The sequence below is a fragment of the Nonomuraea roseola genome (assembly GCF_039535395.1).
GTDB lineage: Bacteria > Actinomycetota > Actinomycetes > Streptosporangiales > Streptosporangiaceae > Nonomuraea > Nonomuraea roseola.
Genome location: NZ_BAAAXC010000015.1, coordinates 632,078 through 648,488 on the forward strand (window position 1 = coordinate 632,078; position 16,411 = coordinate 648,488).

General features: G+C 70.4%; 14 protein-coding genes. 6 read left to right on the forward strand and 8 right to left on the reverse strand.

The genetic code is table 11. The features are described 5' to 3' along the window. Positions 1-2 precede the first annotated feature (2 nt). Complete coding sequence (locus ABFX55_RS26065; RefSeq protein ID WP_346125178.1) at positions 3-524, forward strand: nuclear transport factor 2 family protein; 522 nt, start codon at positions 3-5, stop codon at positions 522-524. 113 nt (positions 525-637) lie between these two features. Here the strand turns inward: ABFX55_RS26065 and ABFX55_RS26070 are convergent, their stop codons facing one another. From ABFX55_RS26070 to ABFX55_RS26095, 6 genes are read right to left on the reverse strand one after another with little or no spacing between them, the layout of a single operon-like run. Further along, entirely contained in the window at positions 638-1,183 is a 546-nt protein-coding gene (locus ABFX55_RS26070) for a hypothetical protein (RefSeq protein ID WP_346125180.1), read from the reverse strand. Between the two features lie 17 nt (positions 1,184-1,200). Then, the gene (locus ABFX55_RS26075) at positions 1,201-2,142 is read right to left on the reverse strand and encodes an asparaginase (RefSeq protein ID WP_346125181.1); all 942 of its coding nucleotides are present in this window, start codon (positions 2,140-2,142) and stop codon (positions 1,201-1,203) included. Then, the gene (locus ABFX55_RS26080) at positions 2,135-2,929 is read right to left on the reverse strand and encodes an amino acid ABC transporter permease (RefSeq protein ID WP_346125183.1); all 795 of its coding nucleotides are present in this window, start codon (positions 2,927-2,929) and stop codon (positions 2,135-2,137) included. Before ABFX55_RS26080 ends, ABFX55_RS26075 begins: the two co-directional genes overlap by 8 nt. Then, positions 2,926-3,570: an amino acid ABC transporter permease gene (locus ABFX55_RS26085; RefSeq protein WP_346125185.1), complete on the reverse strand. Its 645-nt coding sequence runs from the start codon at positions 3,568-3,570 to the stop codon at positions 2,926-2,928. Before ABFX55_RS26085 ends, ABFX55_RS26080 begins: the two co-directional genes overlap by 4 nt. After that, positions 3,570-4,487, reverse strand: coding sequence for a glutamate ABC transporter substrate-binding protein (locus ABFX55_RS26090; RefSeq protein ID WP_346125187.1), 918 nt, complete (start codon positions 4,485-4,487; stop codon positions 3,570-3,572). The genes ABFX55_RS26085 and ABFX55_RS26090 overlap by 1 nt, the downstream gene beginning before the upstream one ends. Positions 4,488-4,505: 18 nt before the next feature. Continuing rightward, entirely contained in the window at positions 4,506-5,234 is a 729-nt protein-coding gene (locus ABFX55_RS26095; protein ID WP_346125189.1) for an amino acid ABC transporter ATP-binding protein, read from the reverse strand. Between the two features lie 123 nt (positions 5,235-5,357). Here ABFX55_RS26095 and ABFX55_RS26100 point away from each other — a divergent pair, with 123 nt between their 5' ends. Beyond that, positions 5,358-6,497, forward strand: a complete 1,140-nt coding sequence (locus tag ABFX55_RS26100; RefSeq protein WP_346125191.1) for an ROK family protein — start codon at positions 5,358-5,360, stop codon at positions 6,495-6,497. Positions 6,498-6,513: 16 nt separating this feature from the next. On the opposite strand, the gene ABFX55_RS26105 is transcribed toward ABFX55_RS26100, so the two are convergent. Beyond that, positions 6,514-6,762: an SCO4226 family nickel-binding protein gene (locus tag ABFX55_RS26105; protein ID WP_346125192.1), complete on the reverse strand. Its 249-nt coding sequence runs from the start codon at positions 6,760-6,762 to the stop codon at positions 6,514-6,516. Between the two features lie 290 nt (positions 6,763-7,052). Between ABFX55_RS26105 and ABFX55_RS26110 the strand changes: the two genes are divergently transcribed. Further along, positions 7,053-8,195: an epoxide hydrolase family protein gene (locus tag ABFX55_RS26110; protein ID WP_346125194.1), complete on the forward strand. Its 1,143-nt coding sequence runs from the start codon at positions 7,053-7,055 to the stop codon at positions 8,193-8,195. Positions 8,196-8,337: 142 nt separating this feature from the next. Here ABFX55_RS26110 and ABFX55_RS26115 read toward each other — a convergent pair whose 3' ends face one another. Next, on the reverse strand, positions 8,338-9,099 hold the full coding sequence (locus ABFX55_RS26115; RefSeq protein WP_346125196.1) for a hypothetical protein: 762 nt from the start codon (positions 9,097-9,099) through the stop codon (positions 8,338-8,340). 177 nt (positions 9,100-9,276) lie between these two features. Between ABFX55_RS26115 and ABFX55_RS26120 the strand changes: the two genes are divergently transcribed. The 3 genes from ABFX55_RS26120 (at position 9,277) to ABFX55_RS26130 (ending at position 16,405) form a co-directional block, all read left to right on the forward strand. Continuing rightward, complete coding sequence (locus tag ABFX55_RS26120; protein ID WP_346125197.1) at positions 9,277-10,437, forward strand: esterase-like activity of phytase family protein; 1,161 nt, start codon at positions 9,277-9,279, stop codon at positions 10,435-10,437. Positions 10,438-11,522: 1,085 nt separating this feature from the next. Next, positions 11,523-13,424 (forward strand): ABC transporter ATP-binding protein, encoded by a 1,902-nt coding sequence (locus tag ABFX55_RS26125; RefSeq protein WP_346125199.1) that lies wholly within the window; start codon positions 11,523-11,525, stop codon positions 13,422-13,424. A 194-nt stretch (positions 13,425-13,618) separates the two neighbouring features. Further along, entirely contained in the window at positions 13,619-16,405 is a 2,787-nt protein-coding gene (locus ABFX55_RS26130) for an early set domain-containing protein (protein WP_346125201.1), read from the forward strand. Positions 16,406-16,411 lie beyond the last annotated feature (6 nt).

The window sequence follows — 16,411 nt, forward strand, 5'->3', positions numbered from 1 at the left end:
GCATGCAGCGCCTCCGCCTCGCCCTCTGTGTTCTGGTCCTCCTCCTCAGCGCCTGCTCCACCGCGCCTCCCGTCGCCTCGACTGCTCCCACCTCAGCGCCCGCCACCTCCGCGTCCGCCGCGTCCACGCCCGCGACGACCGGGCCCGCGACGACCGGGCCCGCCGGCTCCGTGCCCGCCGGCTCCGTGCCCGCCGATCACCGCGCGCTGGTCGATCGGTTCGTCGCGGCGATCAACGCGGGTGACGCGGGACAGGTGGCCGAGACCTTCACCAAGGACGCCAGGTTCGACAGCGTGGGCAGGATCTACGACGGCCGGGCGCAGATCATGGACCGGTTCCTCGTCCCCGAGGTCATCGAGGCGGGTGGCGCCTACACCCTGCGCGGGGTGAGCGCCGGAGCGGGCGGCCGGGTGATCGCCGAGTACGACTTCGCCACCGGCCACGGCGGATCCGAGCACTTCACCTATGACTGCGCGGTCGAAGGCGCGAGGTTCGCCGACTGCGTGGGCCGCTACGTCGGCTAGTGCGGTGTCCACTAACGTGCACCGGCTCGGGGCTTGAGGAGCGCCGAGGTTGACGACCCACACCGACTCGGCGAAGGTTCGTGGACACCGCACTAGCCGCGCGCTCCGGCGGGTCAGGACGTCCAGAGCTGCGGGTAGTAGCGGGGGCAGACACAGTTGCGGTCGTCCTGGGGCGGGTCGATGACGTGGTGCCCGACGGGGACGAGCAGGTCCTCGATCGCCCTCGCGCTCTCGACCGCGGCGTCCGTGACGCTGTAGACGTCCCGCCGGTCGTTGACGCTCAGGGTCAGCGAGCCGGTGTCGGCCCAGACATGGGCCGCCGCGCCCGCGATCCGCACCGCACCGGGCTGCCTGACGTGGGGGAAGCGCGGCATGGGGAGGCGGAAGCCGCCGAACTCGGCAGCCGTGTACGCCATGCCCGCCACCGGCCGCGGATCGTCGGGCGGGAGCCGTTCGATCGGCAGGCCGAGGGCGGACATCACCGCCGGCAGGTCGCTCTCGGTCTCGACGCGCAGCCTGACCAGCAGCCGGTCGCCGTCGTTGGAGTGTCCGCCGTAGGCGCGGCAGAAGCGGAAGTACGTCAGCGACCTCGCCCAGGCGCGCAGCAGGCCGGGCGAGTGCCGTTCGTGGAGATAGTCGTGCCAGCGATCCCGCTTCATCACCGGATCGTATGCCGCTAAAGGGCGTGGATCTCCCCCACGGGCACGCCGCCGCCGAGCACCTGGACCACGGAGAAGGCGTCGGCGCCCGACACGTCGCAGCCCATGCGGCGCAGCACCGACAGCGCGATGGCCGTCGTCGCCCTGGGGCTGCCGTCGATGACCTTGACGGCCGCCGTGTGGCCAGACTCCAGCGCCGCGACCAGCACGCCCTCCGCGCCGCCCTTCACGACCGCGCCGGGGAGCGCCCTCATGAGCTCGGTGTTCTGGTGCCCGGTGCCGCCGACGTACTCGGGATGCTCGCGCATGGCGTCGGCGACCTGCCTCGGCGCGCTGCCCGGCGTGGCCAGGACGAGCGCCTGCACGGCCCTGGCCAGCCCCGTGAGGGAGAGCCCGAACAGCGGCGCGCCGCACCCGTCGACCGCCACGGCGGCGGCCTTCTCCCCCGACAGCTCCTCCACGGCGGCCCTGACCTGGCGCTGCAGCGGGTGGTCCTGGTCCAGATAGGAGGTGACGTCCCAGCCGTTGGCGACCGAGGCGGCGAGCATCGCGGCGTGCTTGCCCGAGCAGTTCATGCGCTCGCGGGTCTTGGCGAGCCCTTCGCGGATCAGCCGCTGACGGGTGCTCTCGTCCTCAGGCCAGTCCTCGGGGCAGCGCAGAGCGTCGAGGCCGAGACCGTACTCCTCGAGCAATTCGGCGACCAGCCGTACGTGGAAGTCCTCGCCCGTGTGACTGCCCGCGGCGATGGCCAGGCGGGCGCCCGGCAGCGCCGCGCCGGTGACCAGGCAGGCCAGCGCCTGGAAGGGCTTGGCGGAGGAGCGCGGAAGGACGGGGGCGTCCACGGGGCCGAGCGCGACCTCCGCGCGGCCGTCGGGGGTGAGGCCGACGGCGCTGCCGTAGTGGACGCTCTCGGCGAACCCCGAGCGGACGACCTCGGCGAGGGCGGCGAATTCAGGCACGGGCTCTGCTCCTTTGCTCCAGGACTCTGGCGAGCTTGGACAGTGAGGCGTTGACCACGAGGTAGACGAGTGCCACCACCACGTAGGTCTGGATGACCAGGCCGTTGTAGGAGGCCAGGACCTTGCCCGAGTACAGGAGCTCGCCGTAGCTGACCACGAAGCCGAGCGAGGTGTCCTTGAGCAGGCCGACGGACTGGCTGACGATCGAGGGCAGCACCCTGCGGGCGGCCTGCGGCAGCACGATCATCCGCATGGTCTGGCCACGGCTGAGACCGACCGCCAGGCCAGCCTCGGTCTGGCCGCGTTCGATCGACAGGATGCCGGCGCGGAAGATCTCGGCGAAGGCCGCCGCGTTCGACACGGTCAGCGGCACCACGAGCTTCCAGAACAGCGGAAGGTCGAGCCCGTACTTGGGCAGCGCGAACAGCACCACGTAGACCAGCAGCAGCGCGGGGATGACCCGTACGACCTCGACGTAGGCGGCCGAGGGGGCGCGCAGCCAGCGTCGCTCCGACAGCCTGCCGAGAGCGAGCACCAGGCCGAGGGCCATGGACAGCGCCGCCGACACGACGGCGGCCAGCGCGGTGGACCACAGCCCGTCGAGCAGGTAGCGCCACATGGGCCAGGTGGCGTACGGCTGCCAGCGCTCGGGAGCCAGCTGCCCGTTGGCGGCGAACTGGCGGATCGCGAGCGCGACGAGCGCCACGGCGGCCAGCACACCGAGGACGGTGGCGATGCGGATCCTGCGCCTGGCGCGCGGGCCAGGCTCGTCGAACAGCACGCTCATCGCACCATCACCAGCCGCCGTTCGAGGCGTCCTGTCACGTAGCCGATGACGGAGGCGAGGAGCGCGTACATCACGCCGACGCCGACGAAGATCGCGATGGGCTGGGCCTCGACCAGGTTCACCCTCTTGGCCTCATCCGTCAGGTCGACCACGCTGATCGCGCCCGCCAGCGTGGTGTTCATGAGAAGCGCGATGACGATGTTGCCGAGCGGCTGCACGACGGTGCGCAGCGCCTGAGGCAGGATGACGTGCCACAGCGACTGCCTGAACGTCAGCCCGAGCGCCCTTGCCGCCTCACCCTGTCCCTTGCCGACCGCGTTGACGCCCGAGCGCAGCGCCTCGGCGATGTAGGCGGCCGTGTAGACCGAGATCACCACGATGGCGGTCACCAGCGCGTCCGCCTTGATCCCGATCTCGGGCAGAGCGAAGAAGGCCAGCGTGAGCAGCACCAGCAACGGAATGTTCTGGAAGGTCTCGACGTAGGCGGTGCCCATGGCGCGCAGCACGCCGACCGGGCTCACCCGCATCGCGGTGATCAGCACCCCGAGCACCGCCGCGCCGAGGAACGACGCGACGGTGAGCTGGAGCGTCACGACCAGTCCCTGCCAGATCACAGGCAGGTGGTCCAGCAGGACGGACATCAGGAACCCGGCACCGAGCCGATCTGCGGCGGGGCGGGGGCCTCACCCTGGACGACCGTGCCGATGGAGTTCTTCCACACCTGCTGCCAGACGCCGGCGCTCTGCGTCTTCTTCAGCCAGTCGTTGACGAACGTCTTGAACTGCTCGTCGCCGTGCTTGAGGCCGATGCCGTAGGGGTCCTGGGTGAAGGGGTTGCCGATCACCTCGATGGACGGGTCCTTCTTGGCGTTGGCGATCAGCAGCGTCTCGTCCTGGACGTAGGCGACGCCCCGGTCCTGCTTGAGCGCCTGCATGCACTCGGGGTCGCTGCCGAAGGTGACGATCTCGGCCTTCGGGGCCAGCTTCTTGATCGCGGCGATGGCCGGGGTGTTGGCGCCCGCGATGACCTTCTTGCCGTTGAGGTCCTCGGGCTTGGCGATGCCCGTGGTGCCCTTCTTGACGGCGATCGTGAGGCCGGAGGTGTAGTACGGGCCGGCGAAGGCGACCTGCTCGGCCCGCTCGGGGGTGATCGTGTACGTCTGGAAGACGACGTCCACGGTGCCGTTGCCGAGCAGCGCCTCGCGCGTCTCCGAGGCCGAGTTGACGATCTTCACCTTCGGCTCGCCGATGATGTACTTCGCCAGCGCCTTGCCCATGTCGGCGTCGAAACCCTCGATCTCGCCGCTGACCGGGTTCTGCTGGGACAGCAGCGGTGCGTCGAGCGAGCCGCCGACGATGAGCTCGCCGCGCTTCTTGATCTTTTCCATCGTCGAGCCCGGCAGGATCGCGGCAGCGTCGGCGACGGGCGCCTTGGCGAGCCACTCGGCGGCGGCGGGCTTCGCCTCTCCTGGTACGGCGGGGCTGCCTGAGGTGTTCGTGCTGGAACAGGCGGCGAGGCCGAGGAGCGACACGGCGACGACAGCGACCATCTTCTTCATGGGCACCATCCCTTGCTTTCAGTGAGTGAGCACCTTGGCCAGGAAGTCCCTGGCCCGGTCCGTCTGGGGTCGGTCGAAGAAGGCGGCGGGCGCGCCCTGCTCGACGATCTGGCCGTCGGCCATGAACACCACGCGGTCGGCGGCCCTGCGGGCGAAGCCCATCTCGTGGGTGACGACGACCATGGTCATGCCGTCGGCCGCGAGGCCGGTCATGACGTCGAGCACCTCCCCCACCATCTCGGGGTCGAGGGCGGAGGTGGGCTCGTCGAAGAGCATCACCTTGGGCCGCATGGCCAGCGCGCGGGCGATGGCCGCGCGCTGCTGCTGGCCGCCCGACAGCTGTCCGGGCAGCTTGCCCGCCTGCTCGCCGATGCCGACCCTGGTGAGCAGCTCGCGAGCGGTCTGCTCGGCCTCGGGACGGCTGACGCCGCGCACCTTCATCGGGGCGAGCGTGATGTTCTCCAGCACCGTCTTGTGCTGGAAGAGGTTGAAGGACTGGAAGACCATGCCGACGTCGGCGCGCAGCCTGGCCAGCTCGCGGCCTTCCAGAGGGGCGGGCACGCCGTCGATGACGACCTCGCCCTGCTGTGCCGTCTCCAGTCTGTTGAGGCAGCGGCACAGCGTCGACTTGCCCGAACCCGAGGGGCCGATCACGACGACGACCTCGCCGCGCGCCACGTGCAGGTCGATGTCGCGCAGCACGTGGTGCGCGCCGAACCACTTGTTCAGCCCGCGTACCCGAATCATCCGACCTCCACCCGTAACGCTCGTACTTCCTTCGATATCGAAGTCAAAGGGGACCGTATTGGATGATTTCGAGATAAGTCAACACATTGTCGTACGAAGGTAAAGCGTGGTATTCATCTGCTCATGTCTGGCAAAGAGCGGCTACCCGTGACCGGGGCGCAGGGGGGACTGCTGCGGCTCGTCGCCACCGGCCAGGCCGAGTCCCGCGCCGAACTGGCGCGGCTTTCCGGCCTGGCCGCCTCGAGCGTGTCGCTGCGCGTGGAGGAGCTGCTCGAGGCCAGGCTGCTGGTGGAGGAGGGGTCCGGCACCTCGCGAGGAGGGCGAAGGCCGCGCAGGCTGCGGCTGGCGCCGAGCGCCGGCCTGCTGGCCGTCGCCGACCTCGGCGCCCACCACGTACGGCTCGGCCTGCTCGACCTCAGCGGGAGGCCGCTCGCCGTGGAGGAGAGGGCCTGTGACATAACGGCCGGCCCTGAGACGGTGCTCGACTGGATGGCCGACGCCTTCGACGACCTCCTGCGTACGCACGCTCCCCCTGGGGTGCCGCTGCGCGGCGTGGGGACCGGCATCCCAGGGCCCGTCGATCCCGCCTCGGGCCGCGTGGTCGGTCCCTCCCGCATGCCGGGGTGGAACAACTACCCGGTCGCCGACCAGCTGGGCGCCCGCTACGACCTGCCGGTGCTCGTGGAGAACGACGCCAACCTCATGGCCGTCGGCGAGGCCCGCTCGTGGCCGGGCTCGGACAACCTCATGGTGCTCAAGGCGGGCACCGGCATAGGGTGCGGCGTGATCGTCAACGGCCGCCTGCACAGGGGAAGGGGCGCGGCGGGGGACATCAGCCACGTCAGGGTCCGCACCGACTCCTCGATCATGTGCGCGTGCGGCCATCCCGACTGCCTGGAGGCGTACGCCAGCGGCGCCGCCCTCATGGCGGCGCTGGCCGAGGTTGGCGTCGCGGTGGACAGGCCCGCCGACATCGTCGGCCTGGTCAACGACGCGGTGCCGGAGGCGACCAGCCAGGTGCGCAACGCCGGGCGGCTGATCGGCGAGGTCCTCACCGTCCTCGTCAACTTCTTCAACCCCGACGTCATCGCGGTCGGGGGCAGCCTGTCGGCGGCCGAGCCGCTGATCGCGGCGATCAGGGCGGCGGTGTACGAGCGCTGCCTGCCGCTGGCCACCCGCGACCTGGAGATCGCCGCGGCCCGCGCGGGCCAGGACTCCGCGCTGCTGGGAGCGGGCGCCCTCCTGCTCGACGCGGTGCTCTGACGCCCTCGTCGACCGGTCAGACGTTCAGCGGCACCTTGTGGATCTCGTCGGCCGGGTGTCCGGCCCGCTGGTGGATGCGCTGGACGGCCTCCGCGTCGGGCGCCTCCGACAGGCAGTAGACCACGCCCTGCTCAGGGTCGGCCCACGCGTGCTCGAAGGCCACCCCCTCCTCGCTCTGTATCGCGAGGTCGGCGTCGTGCGCCTGCCTGAGCTGCTCGTCGGTGATGCCCATCATGCCGTGATGGACGTCCATGAACTTCGCCATGGCTTCCTCCCCAGAGGGCTGTGCCGATCATTCTCAGCGTAGGTCGCTCCCTGACCGCCGACCCCCAAAACTTCGCCAAATAGGATGCCCCTTCGAGAGGGCGCGACTGCGGGAGAGGTTCGGAACCCCGGCCGGTCACCAGAGATCGCCGCCGTGTATAGTCCTTTACTGTTGATCTACGCGAGGAGGTGAGCCCCATGTCGATGTTCCGGTCCGCACGGGCGCTCCTCGCCGCTGTGTCTGTCTGACCAGCGGTTCAGGAGCGTCGAACACTCCTGAATGAAGGAATCATGACAGTCAACGCTTTTCGCATCTCCGTGTCCGACGACGTGCTCGCCGACCTGCGTGCCCGTCTGGAGCGCACCCTTTTCACCACCGCGTCCGACTCCGCCTCCTGGGCGGCGGGAGTCGACCCCGGCTACCTGCGCGAGCTGGTCGCCTACTGGGCAGACGGCTTCGACTGGCGCAAGGCCGAGGCGTCGCTCAACGCCTTCCCTCATTTCGTGGCCGAGGTGGCGGGGCGGCAGGTGCACTTCGTCCACCTGCGCGGCAGCCGTACCGAAGGCGGGCCCGCGCCGCTGCCGCTGGTGCTGACCCATGGCTGGCCCAGCAGCTTCGTCGAGATGCTGCGCGTCGCGCCGCTGCTGGCCGACCCCGACGATCCCGCGGACGCCTTCGACGTGGTCATCCCCTCGCTGCCCGGCTTCCTGTTCTCCGAGCTGCCTCGGGAGCCGTTCACCCGCAGGGGCGTCGCGGAGATCTGGCACTCGCTCATGACCGAGACCCTCGGCTACGAGCGCTTCGGCGCGTTCGGCGGGGACATCGGCGGCGGCGTGACGCAGTGGCTCGGCGCCCTGTATCCGGGCGAGGTGGCCGGGGTGCACGTCACCTCGGCCGTGCTCACGACCGACTTCAGCCAGTCGCCCGCCACCCCCGAGGAGCAGGCCTACCTCGACGGCCTCGCCGCCTACGACCTCAGGGACCAGGGCTACAGCGAGATCATGTGGACCAGGCCCGACACGATCGCCGCCGCCCTGATGGACTCACCGGCCGGGCTGGTCGCCTGGATCATCGACAAGTACCGCGACTGGAGCGACTGCGACGGCGACCTGGAGACCCGCTGGGACAAGGACACGATCCTGACCGTCGCCACGCTCTACTGGGCCACCGGCACGATCGGCTCGTCCTTCCGCCAGTACTACGACTACCCGCACAACAAGCCCGTCCCGCCCATCACCGTGCCCTCGGCGATCACCCTGAGCAACGAGCCCGCCTACGCGAACCTGCCCAGGAGCCTGCCCGAGCGCGTCTGCACCGACCTGCGCCACTGGAGCACGCCGGGGCGCGGCGGCCACTTCATGTCGCATGAGGAGCCCGAACAGGTCGCCCGCGAGCTCAGGACGTTCTTCGGCCCGCTGAGGCGCCAAGGCTGATCGCTCCCCCGCCGGGCGGCCTTACCTCTGGCCGCCCGGCGCTTCGCCGACCACCCGGCGTCAGGCCGGGCGGCCGGCCGCCCGGAGGGTCGCCGGCCACCCGGCCCCCACGCCCTGACGCGCGCCCGCTGACGCGGTAGCCCTACGGGGTCGAGGGCCAGGCGTCAGGCGAGCGGTAGTGGTTGCGGTGGCCGGCCTCCAGGACAGCGCGCAGGGAGGCGAGGTGCGTGGTGTCCTGCGGAAGGTCCAGCCGCCGCAGGAGGGCGAGGGCGGCCTCGGGCTCGAGACTGCCGTAGACGTCGTGGTAGCTGCCGAGCAGTCCTTTGAACAGCGCGGGGTGGAGCTCGGGCAGCGTGGCCACCGCCTGGTAGACGGGGTGCTTGGTCTCCCACGGCACGGGGCCGGAGATCTCCAGGACACGCCGCGCCCTGCGGAACAGCGGGTCCGCGGTCAGCTCGCGGAGCCTGCCATGGGCCCGCAGTGTCTCGACCTCGTCACCCAGCACCTCACCGAACGCGGCCGCCGCCGTGGCGCGGTCCTCGAACCAGTCGACCCACAGCGAATAGGTGATGGGCGCGGCCGGTCGGGAGGCCTCCAGCCGGCGGCGGTAGGCGGCCCACAGCGGCCCCGCCTCCCTCGGATCGCGCCCCTCCAGGACGAAGCCGATCTCGCACGTCACCCAGTAGTCGTCGAGAAGGTCGAGGAGGCCGAGGGCCAGGCGCAGCCTGCCGTCCTGGTCGAGGTCGGGGTCCTCCAGCGCCAGGCGCGTCCAGGTGTGAGCCACCTCGTTGGCCGTCAGCCGCTCCTGCGGCTCCTCACCGCTGGTCCAGGAGCCGTCGCCGACCTGGACGACTCCGTCCTCGGCCAGCCAGCGCCGCGCGTACTCCACCATCTCCTCGTTCACACCGCACAGTGTGGGTCATTGAGGAACGCTTCCACAAACGCGACTATCCCGATATTTCCCTGCCAATCGAACGGCGAACGCAGAGTGGAGCGCCCATCCGGCTGACATTCTTCTGAATCTGCGATCTCATATTCCCGCCGGCCCCTCAGGGATCTTCACGGGAACAAGGAGAGCCATATGGCAAATTCGCGGAGAATCGCGGGAATCGCCGTCGCCTTGACGGCGGCGACCAGTCTCGGAGTCGTCGGCGCAGCTCCTGCGGGGGCCGCGCCACCTCAAGACCCACGAGAGGTGCAGATCACCCGCTTCCTCGGCGAGCAGCGCCTGCCGCACAGGATGCCATTCGAGGGAACCACCGTCGGCGGCCTTTCCGGTATCGACAGGGATCCCCGTACGAATACCTGGTATTTCATCTCCGACGACCGCTGGCGATACAATCCTGCCCGTTTCTACACCGGCCGCCTCGATATCGACGGGGCGACCGGAGAATTCACCGGAGTGAGCATCACAGGGGTCACCACTCTGCTGCGTCCCGACTCCACCCCCTATCCCGGCTACGGCCAGCCCGAGTCGGCCGATCCCGAGACGATCCGCTTCGACCGGCGCAGCGGGCAGCTGCTGTGGGGCCACGAGGGCGACCGGCCCGACGCGAACAACCCCACGGTTCCGGTGTCGCAGCTGTTCGTCCGCAGGATCGACCGTCAGGGCAGGCACCTCGGCGAGCTCCCCCTTCCCCGCAACCTCAGGATGACCGAGACCACCAGCGGCCCCCGGCGCAACTTCGGGTTCGAGGGCCTGGCCATCGCGCCACGGACCGTCGCCGCCGTCGCGGAGGGCCCGCGCTACGAGGACGGCGAGCCGCCGACCGTCCGGCACGGCGCGCCCGCGCGCATCACCGTCTGGAGCCGCTCGGGCCGGACCCTCGGGCAGTTCGTCTACCCGCTCGACCGACTGCCCGCCGAGCCGGTCCCGCAGGGCGGCCACTCCGACAGCGGCGTCTCCGAGATCCTCGCGATCGACGACGACCGCCACCTGGCCCTCGAACGCTCCTGGATCGAGGGCGTCGGCTACCGGGTCAAGCTGTACGAGATCGACCTGCGCGGCGCCACGAACGTGCTCGGCAGGGACAGCCTGCTGACCCGCAGGCCGTACCGGCCGGTGGCCAAGCGCCTGGTCACCGACCTCAGCACGCTGCGTCCGCCGGTGCAGAACCTGGAGAGCCTGGCATGGGGGCCGCGCCTGGACACGGGCGAGTGCACGCTCGTGATCGGCTCCGACGACAACTTCGACAGCGCGGAGGCCACCCAGTTCCTGGCGTTCGCCGCCCGGGGCTGCTGACGGCTGCCCTGACACGGGAAAGCGCTGGAGCCGGGCCCGCCGTCCCGGCTCCAGCGCCTCGCTCGGCCAGGGCGAGGATCGACCCAGCGATCACCACACCGTGCCGGATGCTCTGGAGGATGGGCATCACCCAGGCGGGGAAGCCGTTCCCGGCGGCGCGGAGCAGGGCGGGCACGCCTTCGCGTCGGCGCCGCAGGCGGTGGCGCACCAGGGGGCTGCCCAGGAAGGCGGGGCCACCCGCTCCAGGGGTCCGCGGCAGCCTCATGACGGTGTTTACCCATGGCTACCCTGCAATTTATACATCCCTTATGTCCGCCGCATTTCTGCACCTCTTTGGGAAGGTGGTGAGGCAGACATATGGGGTGCGCTCAGGTTGTCACTTCGATGGTATCCACGCGACTATTCCGGCTGTTTTTCAGGTGCCCGTTACGTCCGCCCGCAGGAAGGTGTCGGCCACCGTGCGCGTCCTGGCAGAGGAAACCTTGCGGCTGCTCAGCAGGCAGCGCGCCTTCATCGGATCGGTGAGCTGACACAGGAGCCGCTCCGCGGCCACGGCGAGGGTCCCACCGACGCGTGCGGTCGGACGGCGAGAGCCGCGCCTGGCCTCCGCCGGCGCTTCGCCGAGCCGGTTCGACGTGCGCCCCCTGGACGGCCTCGACCAGGTCGAAGAAGCAGTTGACCTGGGCATACGTCAGCCGGCGCAGCGCGCGGGAGCCTCACCGCAGCCGACCTGGACCATCCGGCAGGCAAGAAGGTCACGAGGTGTCCGACCTGGGACAGGCTCCTCGAAGCCATCCCCTGCAGGCGCTCCCGACCAGCGTCTGACCAGGCTCGGAGCGGCCCGGCCCACGATCGTTAGCACTCTCTGACGACCATGACAACTGCACATATAACCAGCCACCCACCAACAACACGCCCACACCAGAGCCCTCCCGTCAAAACTGCCCCAACAAAGGAACTGCACGGACAAAGACCCGATTTTGGGTGCTAGCGTCCCATTTCAGAGAGCGAAAAGGAAAGGGGGCAACAATCATGATTCCTATGAAGCTCTTGCCGGTCCGCACCGACCATTGGTGGGGCGGAGGTTGGGGAGGCGGCTGTGGCCGTCGTCGCTGGTGGGGTGGCGGTCGCCGCTTCTGGGGTGGCGGCTGCGGCTGCCGCAGGCGGCGGTGGTGGTGGTAGCAACGCCGCGTGAGAGTCGGCGGGCTTCCCGCCGGCTCTCATTCCAACCGGGGGCGAGCGGTGAACCGCTCGCCCCCTCCACGTCCATCCGTAAGACGTTCGCCGAGTTCTGGCCGAACACCAAGGGTCTGCGCTGGCTGTTCGTCAGCGGCATGATCCTCGCGATCGTGGCGGCGCTGTGCGAGGTCGCGGTGATCGCGCTGTTCGGCTACATCACCGACAAGGTACTCACCACGGGCGATCTGAGCGCGTTCTGGGCTCCGGCGCTGAGCTGGCTGGGGCTGACCGCCGTGGCGGGCGGTGTCGCCTTCGCCGGCACCATGACGACGGCCCTTGGTTCCGAACGATTCCTGCTGCGGCTGCGCGACCGGGTCTTCGGCCACGTCCAGCGGCTCACACCCGACTATGTCGACAACCGGCGCCTGGGCGACCTCATGGCCAGGCTCACCGACGACATCGAGGCCATCGAGCAACTGGTCGGCTCCGGGCTGGTCAAGGTCTTCACCACGGTGGCCACCGTCATCTTCTTCTCCGCGGCGGCCTTCTTCATCAGGTGGGATCTGGCGCTGGTCACCATGGCGCTGATCCCTGCCTTCCTGCTGGTCTCCAAGGTGTTCGCCTCCAGGTTCAGGACGGCGGCGGCGCGCGAGCGGCTCAGCAACGGCATGATGAACAGCGTCATCGAGGAGGGCCTGTCCAACCAGGCCCTGGTCCAGGCCTACAACCGGCAGGAGGCGGAGGCACGCCACCTGCACAGGGAGGGGCGCACGTGGCTGCGGGCCAACATGACGCAGGCCCGGCTGTCGGGTCTGTACGGGCCCGCCGTACAGGTGCTGGAGACGGTCTGCCTGATCGTCATCATCGGCTTCGGCGCGTGGGAGATCGCACAGGGCAAGCTCACCCTGGGCGGGCTGCTGGCCTTCGCCGCCTACCTGGCCTACCTCTATCCGGCGGTGCAGTCTCTCGGTGAGATCGCGCTCACGGTGTCGGAGGCGGCCGCGGGCTCCGACCGCGTCATGGAGGTCCTGGGCACCAAGCCCACGGTCACCGACCGGCCCGGCGCGGTCGACCTGAAGGAGCGGGGTCCTGGGCGGGTGGAGTTCGCCTCGGTGGGCTTCACCTATCCCGCGCGCAGGCAGCCGGTTCTGCGCGGGCTGTCCTTCACCGTCGAGCCCGGTGAGGTGCTGGTGTGCACGGGGGCGAGCGGCTCGGGCAAGTCGACGATCACGAAGTTGCTCATGCGCTTCTACGATCCCGACTCTGGCGCCATCCTGCTGGACGGCACCGACATCCGCGACCTGACCAGGCACTCGCTGCGCGACCACGTCACACTCCTGCAACAGGAGAACCTGCTGTTCTCAGGAACGGTCAGGGACAACATCGCCTACGGCCGCCCCGACGCCTCGCAGGAGGACGTGGTCCGCGCCGCCACCCTGGCGGGGGTGCACGACTTCGTGATGGCGCTGCCCAAGAGGTACGACACGCGGATCGGGGCGAGGGGACGGCTGCTGTCCGGCGGCCAGCGCCAGCGCCTCGCGATCGCGAGGGCGATTCTGCGGGACACGCCCGTGCTGGTGCTCGACGAGCCGATGACCGGGCTGGACGAGAAGACGGCGGCCCAGATCATGGAGCCGCTGCGGGTGCTCATGGCGGGCAGGACCACCATTCTCATCACCCACGACCTCAGGCACGTGCCCGTGGACGCCCGGGTGATCGCACTCGAGCCCCTCACGCGCGCCGCTCCTCTGCGGATCCGGCACGCGCAGGGTCTCAGGCGGGGAAGGGGGTCGATCACGAGGGCATGACCCGCGCGGCCGCGCAGCTCCGCTCAGTTCCCAGGCGGTCTGCGCGGCCGCGCGCTGAACGGCGGTGGAAGGGCAGCGTGCCGGGCCGAATCGCAACTCACTCTCACTAGATGCAACTCATTGCGAAATGACGCAAGCATCATCCATGATGCGAGAAGTCACGGTGCTGAGTGTGCGAAAGTGAGGACGAGGCGATGGCTGGATTACGGGCACGCGCGCGGCGGGCGGTCGCCAAGGTGGTCGCGGGCATGGTGGCAGGCGTGGTGGCGGGCGCGGCGCTCGCCCTGCCGTCCGCGCCACCGGCGGCCGCCCGGGGCGAGGAGCTCCTGCGCGCGGACTTCACCGGCGGCATGGCGGGATGGCGGGCCGTGACCGGCTCGCTGTCGGAGTGGACGACCGCCGAGGGGCGCGCGACCGTGGACACCAGAGGGCAGACCTCCGGCCGCTACCTGACCCTCGACCCCAGGCTCGACCTGCCCGAGAACTACGAGGTCACCGCCCGCGTCAGGGTCGAGGCGACAGGCGGGGCGAGCAGCAGGCCCTTCAACCTCATCACCGACTGGGCCGACCCCTCCGACGTGCGCGCCGCCAACCTCGCCGCCCAGGTGATGCCCGGTGGCGGGATCACGGTGGCCAGGCCGCTGGCCACCACCACCGTCTGCTCCGGCCCCGGGCCGCTGGTCGTGCAGGGCGACTGGTTCGACCTCACCGTACGCAGGGCTCGCGGCGTCGTCGTGGTGGAGATCGCGGGCGAGCGCGTGGCGAGCGTGGCGGCGCGTGAAGGGTCGGGAACGATCGGCATCGGCGTCTACCTGGCCAAGATCTCGATCGACTCCCTCGTCGCGCGCACGCTGCCGCAGATCCCACCCGACCACCCCGCCCAGCCCGGCGGATGCTCGTGGAGCGCGGCCGCCAAGCTCGTGATGGTCAACCAGAGCGGCTACGACCTCGAGGGGCCGAAGCGGTTCACCGCTCCGAAGGCGGCCGACGGCACCGCCTTCACCGTCGTCGACGAGGGCGGCGCGGTCCGCTTCTCCGGGGCCGTGAGGGGCGGGGTCGGCGACTTCACCGCCTTCCGCCCGGCGGGCGCGGGGCCGTACAGGGTGGTGGTGGAAGGCAGCGGGAGCTCCTTCGACTTCGGCATCGGGCCCGCGTGGACCTTCCGCGTCGCCTACCGGCGGGCCATCGAGTTCATGAGCGGCACCCGCTGCTACTTCGGCGACGCGGGTGTGTCGTGGGCCGGCTTCAACGCCTCGCAGTGCGGCTGGAGCGTGATGTGGCGCGACGGCGACACCTACTCCTTCGAGATCCCCACGCTCGTCGACCTGTACGCGGCCAACCCCTCGGCCTTCGAGGGTCTGCGTCTCGACGCCGCCGTGTACAAGGGCCTGCGCCATCCGCTGCCGGCCGACGCCCCCGAGATCGTACGGCTGATCGCCTGGGGCACCGAGATGCTGCTCGACGCCAGGGTCAACACCACCCTGTGGAAGGAGCAGCTCGCCTCCTTCCTGGCCGCCTACCCCGACCTGTCGCCCTGGGTGCCACGAGCCCTCTACGAGGAGGTTCGCGACTACCTGTTCCCGATCTGGGGTCAGCAGGAGCGCGGCAGGTTCAACTCCGCCTACGACTACACCGCGCACACCGGCGACCTGTTCCAGACCTACACCCAGCTCGGCACCGGCAAGGGCGAGTTCCCTCCGGGCCACTCCATCAGGCCGAACCTCGACATGTACGAGGTGGCGCTGCGCGAGGGCCGGGCGGACGCGGGCCGCTACCTGGCCGCCGCCACGGCCAACGCGCGCTGGATCGTGGACAACCTCGACTGGGCCGACCCGCGCACGACGAAGGGGCAGCGGCAGTCGGAGTACGTCACCATCCCGTCCCTGGCGCGCTTCCTGACCGAGTATCCGGGGCACGCCCCCTCGGGTCTCCTGGCGAAGATCGAGGCATGGGCGCGCACCGCCGTCGACCGCTCGGGCAACCTCTGGGACTTCAGGAAGTACTCCGCCGACCGGTGGACGATCCCGTCGTTCAGCGGCGGCGGCACGGGCAGCGACCCGAACGAGACGGGCAACGTCGCCGGGTTCGCCGCTCCGGCGCTCGCCGCGGCAGGGGTCGTGCGCGACCCGGGCCTGGCCGCCAGGCTGCGCGAGGTGGCGGCGGCCCACGTGGACAACATCTTCGGGCGCAACCCCACCGGCAGGCACGCGACCTACCGCGCGACCACGGAGCGGTGGGGCTTCGAGGGGGCCGACCTCGGCTGGTTCAGCGAGTACCAGGGCGGCGTCGGCATGCTGCAGGGCGTGCCAGGGGTGCTCGACGGCTCGCCGAAGAACGGGCACTACCCCTTCAACCCCACCGTCGGCAACATCGGCCACACCGAGGGCTGGGTCTCGTTCAACACCGCGTGGAACGCCTCCCTGGCCTGGCTGGCCGCCGACCGTACGGCGGTGCGCCTGCTCGACCCCGACGGCGCGCCGGTCACCAGGGTGCAGCCGGACTCCCCCGTCACCGTCGAGCTCACCGCGCCGCTCAACCTCACCGCGGGAGCCTTCGACAGCGCCGAGGTCGAGGTGCGCGTCGGCGACGAGGTGGTCGAGGTGACGGTGAGGGAGAGCGCCCCCGACGCCACCACCCTGCGCGGCGAGATCACGCCCTCGCAGCTGGGCGCCTCGCCTGGCGAGGTGCTCGTCGCCTCATACGGTCACGGCGACTTCGCCCGCTCGGTCCGCGCCCCCGTCACCGCGTGCGCGCGGGACTCCGCGCCGACGGTCGTCGTCGGGGACGCCGACTCTGGCGTGCCCAACACGGAGGACCCACAGGGGTGCTCGCTGGCCCAGCGGCTCGGGCTCGACAGGGGCTGGCCCGACCACGGGAGCCTGGTCTCCTATGTCGCCCGCGAGTCGCGAGCGCTGGCCGCGGAGGGGCTCCTCACGGCGGCGCACCGCGCCAGGCTGATCTCGACGGTCGCGGGGAGCTGACCGCGT